The sequence below is a fragment of the Bradyrhizobium sp. genome, assembly GCF_019244115.1.
GTDB lineage: Bacteria > Pseudomonadota > Alphaproteobacteria > Rhizobiales > Xanthobacteraceae > Bradyrhizobium.
The window spans coordinates 1-5338 of record NZ_JAFATE010000042.1; the positions used below are offsets into that span (position 1 = coordinate 1).

General features: G+C 65.2%; 5 protein-coding genes. 2 read left to right on the forward strand and 3 right to left on the reverse strand.

All coding sequences use genetic code 11. The annotated features are described in order from the left end of the window. Together JOZ76_RS02080 and JOZ76_RS02085 are read left to right on the forward strand one after the other, a co-directional pair. The coding region (locus JOZ76_RS02080) for a DUF2125 domain-containing protein (protein WP_291696973.1) at positions 1 to 521 on the forward strand (521 nt) is incomplete at its 5' end. 245 nt (positions 522 to 766) lie between these two features. After that, positions 767 to 2350 carry a hypothetical protein gene (locus JOZ76_RS02085; protein ID WP_291696974.1) on the forward strand — a complete coding sequence of 528 codons (1584 nt, stop codon included), beginning with the start codon at positions 767 to 769 and terminating at the stop codon, positions 2348 to 2350. A gap of 202 nt (positions 2351 to 2552) precedes the next feature. On the opposite strand, the gene JOZ76_RS02090 is transcribed toward JOZ76_RS02085, so the two are convergent. From JOZ76_RS02090 to JOZ76_RS02100, 3 genes are all read right to left on the reverse strand, one after another. Beyond that, positions 2553 to 3494: a prephenate/arogenate dehydrogenase family protein gene (locus JOZ76_RS02090; protein ID WP_291696975.1), complete on the reverse strand. Its 942-nt coding sequence runs from the start codon at positions 3492 to 3494 to the stop codon at positions 2553 to 2555. After that, the gene (hisC, locus tag JOZ76_RS02095; RefSeq protein WP_291696976.1) at positions 3491 to 4591 is read right to left on the reverse strand and encodes a histidinol-phosphate transaminase; all 1101 of its coding nucleotides are present in this window, start codon (positions 4589 to 4591) and stop codon (positions 3491 to 3493) included. Before hisC ends, JOZ76_RS02090 begins: the two co-directional genes overlap by 4 nt. Positions 4592 to 4619: 28 nt before the next feature. Then, positions 4620 to 5338 (reverse strand): chorismate mutase (locus JOZ76_RS02100; protein WP_291696977.1); only part of this gene is annotated, 719 nt, incomplete at its 5' end.

Here is a 5338-nt window from a genome sequence, read left to right on the forward strand (position 1 = left end):
TCGAGACCAGACTGGACGGACTGAAGGATTTCCGGCCAAAGCCGTGGCCGGAGCGCTTTCGCGAGATCCAGGCGGCCGGCGGAAAGGTCGAGATCGTGCGCTCGCGCATCCAGCAGGGCGACACGATCGCGGTTGCCGCCGGCTCGCTCGGCCTCAACGCCAATGGCCGCATCGAGGGCGAGCTGCAGATGACGGTCGCCGGCATCGAGAAGGTGATCCCCGCGCTCGGCCTCGACAAGATGCTGGAGCAGGGCGTGCCGCAGTCGACGCTCGACCGCGTCGCGCCCGGCGTGAAGTCGCAGGACATCAACAAGCTGATGGGCGCGCTCGACCGCGCGCTTCCCGGGCTTGGCAATGTGGTCCGGCAGAACGCCACGATCGGTGTCGCGGCCGGTCTCAATGCGATCGGCAAGGAGGCCGTGCTGGAAGGCAGGAAGGCACGGACATTCCCGCTGCGCTTTGCCGATGGCGCGGTGTATTTCGGGCCGTTCAAGGTGGCGCAGATTCCGCCGCTGTTCTGATCTAGGCGCTTCCCTCCGCCTTCTTCGGACGCTTGCATGATCCGCGCGTGCGCGCGGATCGCCTGTCGCGTGCAAAAATTCCCGCACATGGTTGCGAGTAAAACGTGATGCGATCGCGTGAGCGCGATCGCGAATATCCGCCTGCCATGACAGGTCTCTCGCTTCACCGGGAAGCACGCACGCGCCCGAGATCGGGCGAGGTGCGAGGGCGAATGGGCTTCCCCTGGGGGAATTGGGAGGTTCTCGTGAGACTATTCAATTGGGTACTTGCCGTTGGCATCCTTGCATCGGCGAGCCGGGCCTTCGCGCAGGACGATACGGCCGCGCAGATCGAACAGCTCAAGGCCAAGCTCAAGCTGCTGGAGCAGCGCGTGGACGACGAGGCCCGGGTGCAGAAGCGCATCGACGCGCAGGCCAAGGAAACTGCCAAGGCGAACGCGCAGGCACAGGCCGCCTACAAGGCCGCGCCGCCGGATCTCTGCCCGCCCGGCAAGGTCTGCTACAAGGGCGTCACGCTGACATTCGGCGGCTGGGTCGATCTCACCGGCATCTATCGCTCGCGCAATCTCGCCTCCGATACGGGCTCGGTCTACAACTTCATCCCGTACCGGCAAGCTAAGAACTTCTTCACGCCTGAATCGCGTTTTTCCGCGCGGCAGACGCGCTTCAATCTGCTCGCCGAAGGCAATGTCAACCCGGAGACGCACCTCGCTGGTTTTGGCGAGATCGACTTCGAAGGCGCGGCGCAGACCGCCAACTCGGTTGCGACCAACTCGTTCAATCCACGCATGCGCCAGCTCAGCCTGGAGATCGATCGCACCGATCTCGGCTTCCATGTGCTCGCAGGCCAGTCCTGGTCGCTGAATGCGCCGAGCAAGCTCGGCATCGATCCGCGCGGTGTCGACGCGCCGGGCGTGATCGACTTCGAATCGGTGCCCGGCTTCCTCGCCGCGCGCCAGCCCGGCATCCGGATCTGGCAGGACATCGGGCCGGAGCTCAAGATCGCGGCCTCGGCGGAAAATCCGCAGACCTCGTTCTTCGGCGGCAACACGCCGGCCGTGGGCACGCCGGCGGCAGGACCCCAGGGCGTGCTGAATCCGAATCTCCTGGTCAATTTGACCGGTCCGGGCGGCAGCTTCTTCAACAACGCCAACAATCTCAGCCTGAACCAGGTGCCCGACGTCACGGTGAAGGTGGCCTATGATCCGCGGCTCGGGCCTTACCGGCTGCACCTCGAAGCATGGGCGCTGTACCGGCAGTTCTTCGATCGCTTCAACTTTGCCAACCACACCTACGACACCGGCAGCTTTGGCGGGCACATCAATGCCGAGATCGTGCCAAAGACGCTGGAGCTGCAGGTCTATGGCGCGCATGGCGCACTCGGCCGCTTCACCGCCGCGCCGTTCCCGGACGCGACATTGGCGCAGGATGGCACCATCCTGCCGCTGACGATCACGGCCGCGGCGGTCGGGCTGATCTGGCACGCGATGCCGACACTCGACGTCTACACCTATGCCGGCTTGGAGAAGACCAAGGCCGCTTTCATGGACGTCGGCACGGTGCCGTTCGGCTATGGCAACCCGCTCTACAACAATCTGGGCTGCAACGTCGAAAACTCGCCGGCCGCGACCTGCAACGGCAACACCAAGGAGGTCAGGCAATACACCGCCGGCATCTACGACACGGTCTATCAGGGCAATTACGGCACGGTGAAAGCCGGCGTGCAGTATTCCTACAATCAGCGCTTTGCGTTCCAGGGCGTCGGCGGCGCGCCGAAAACCGACGACAACATCGTGATGACCCAGATCCGCTACTACCCGTTCAACTGAGAAGCGGAGACATCAACGATCGAAGGTTCGGGGCCTCATGGTTCGAGACGCCGCGCGAGAGCGCGGCTCCTCACCATGAGGGTTTAAGTCCGAAAAACGCCTGGTCCCGAGGAGCATCGCATCAGCGCGATGCGTCTCGAGGGGTGGGCCCAGAGCTCGCTTTCAAATCCAGTCGATACAAAGAAGCGGGCTGACGGCGGCGTCAGTCCGGCTTCTTCGCAAGCTGCGGATGCGGGCGGCCGAAGTCGGGCGCCGCGGAATCCTGACCCGTTTCGACGATGCCGCGGCGGATGGCGCGGGTGCGCGTGAAATGATCGAACAGCGCCTCGCCATCGCCGCGGCGGATCGCCCGCGTCAGTTTCGACAGATCCTCGTTGAAGGTGCCGAGCATCTCCAGCACCGCCTCCTTGTTGGCCAGGAAGACGTCGCGCCACATGGTCGGGTCGGAGGCCGCGATGCGGGTGAAATCGCGAAAGCCGCCAGCGGAGAATTTTATCACCTCGGACTCCGTGACCTGGGCGAGCTCCTCCGCGGTGCCGACAATGGTGTAGGCGATCAGATGCGGCAAATGGCTTGTTATCGCGAGCACCAGATCATGATGCTCGGGCGTCATGGTCTCGACTCGCGCGCCGAGGGCGGCCCAGAACCCGCGCAGTCGTTCCACGGCGTGCGGATCGGTCCCCTCGGGCGGCGTGAGAATGCACCAGCGGTTGATGAACAGCTCGGCGAAACCGGAATCCGGCCCGGAATGCTCGGTACCAGCCACCGGATGCGCCGGCACGAAATGCACTGACTTCGGCAGATGCGGCGCCATGTCGCGCACGATCGCCCCCTTCACCGAGCCGACGTCGGAGATAACTGCGCCCGGCTTCAGATGCGGCGCGATTTCCCTGGCGACCGGACCGCAGGCGCCGACGGGAATGCAGAGAATGACGAGGTCTGCGCCTTCGACCGCCGCGGCATTGCCGTCCAGCACGGCATCGACGATGCCGAGCTCCTTCACCCGCGCGCGCGTCTTCTCCGAGTGCGCCGTGGTGACGATCTCGGAGGCGAGGCCCTGCAGTTTTGCGGCACGCGCGATCGAGCCGCCGATCAGGCCGAAGCCGATCAGCGCAACGCGCTTGAAGAGGGGCGCTGCGTTCACTTTGAGCCGGCCATGAATTCGCGCAAGCCCTCGACGACGAGGCGGTTGGCCTCCTCGGTGCCGATGGTCATGCGCAGCGCATGCGGCAGGCGATAGTTTTTCAAGCCACGCAACACCAGGCCACGTTTGGTCAGGAAGGCGTCCGCCTCATCGGCCGTCCTGCCCTTCTCGGTCGGGAAGTGGATCAGCACGAAATTCGCCACGCTCGGCGTCACCTTGAGCCCGAGCTTGCCGATTTCGTCGGCCAGCCAGTTGCGCCATTGTTCCGTGAACGCCTTGGACATCTCTTGATGCGCGGTGTCCTCGATCGCTGCGACGGCTGCGCGCATCGCCGGCGTCGAAACGTTGAACGGCCCGCGGATCCGGTTCACCGCATCGACGATGTGGGCGGGCGCGAACATCCAGCCGATCCGCAGGGACGCGAGCCCGTGGATCTTCGAGAAGGTATGCGTCATCACCGTATTCTCGGTAGTTGCCACCAGCTCCAAGCCCATCTCATAGTCGTTGCGCGAAACATAATCGGCATAGGCGGCGTCGAGCACCAAAAGCACATGCGATGGCAGGCCGGCGCGCAGCCGCTTGACCTCGTCGAATGGCAGATAGGTCCCGGTCGGGTTGTTCGGATTGGCGAGCCAAACGAGTTTGGTGCGCGCCGTGACCGCCTTCAAAATCTCGTCGACGTCGGCGGTGAAATTGCTCTCGGCCGCGACCACGTTCCTGGCGCCGTTCGCCATGGTCGCAATCGGGTAGACCAGAAAGCCGTGCGCGGTCGAGATCGCCTCGTCGCCGCGGGCCAGATAGGTGTGCGCGAGCAGATTGAGGATCTCGTCGGAGCCGGCGCCGCAGATGATGCGGTCGGGATCCAGCCCGAAGGCGCGGCCGATCGCCTCGCGCAGCACGCGCGAGGTGCCTTCGGGATAATCCTCCAGATGATCGGCCGCGTGCCTGTAGGCCTCGAGCGCTTTCGGCGAGGGCCCGAATGGCGTCTCGTTGGCGGACAGCTTGAACACCTTGCGGCCCGCCTCGGGCACCGGGCTTTTGCCGGGCGTGTAGGGCGCAATATCGAGGATGCCGGGATTCGGCACGGGGCGGTTCATCGTCATCTCCGGAAGGTACGGGCGGCTTTTACGGCGTCGCGGCGCCGTTGGGAAGCGCATAACGGCTTGCGTGGCTGCCGACGAGGGCCGTCGAGCGTACCGAGGCGCCTGCCGCGATCAGGGCGGCCCTGATGTTGTCGAGGCTCGCCGGTGCCGCAATCGAGACCAGCAGCGCGGCGCTGTCGAAGGCGGTGTCCGGCACGGCCAGGATCTCGGCCAGCGGCGAGAGCGCGCGGGCCACCTCGGCGTTCCAGCCGGACACGCGGATGCTCCAGGTTTCCACCTCGGTCACCATCGCGCTGTCGGCAACCCGCGACACCACGAACACCGGCAGCGCCGCCGGATGATCGACCCGCTCGACGAAGGGCATGCGCGCGATGATCTTCGGCGCCCCGTCCTTTTCCAACGCGATCCACCAGGGCGTGCGGCTCGAAATGGCCGAGACCATCGCCAGATCGCCCTTCGAGCTGGCGACCGCCTCGACCGCGGCAGTGGCGGAAAAATGCGCCACGAAGGGCTCGATGAAGCCGAAGTGAAACCGCGCGGAATCCCGCATCGCGGTCTCACTGATCGAGACGTCCGCATGCACCGAGAACGGTGCCTGCACGTAGGTGAAGGTCGAGATGATGACACGCCAGATGCTCTCGACGGTGTCGAGCGGCAGGATGCCGCGATGGCGCTGCACCAGCCGCCGCATCATGTCGGCCTCGCGCGCCGGACGAAAGGCCGAGCCGACCTCCTGCGTCT

Coding starts and splice junctions, on each gene's coding strand:
- hisC (WP_291696976.1), bottom strand. CDS start 4,591: ATGAACCGCCCCGTGCCGAATCCCGGCATCCTCGATATTGCGCCCTAC.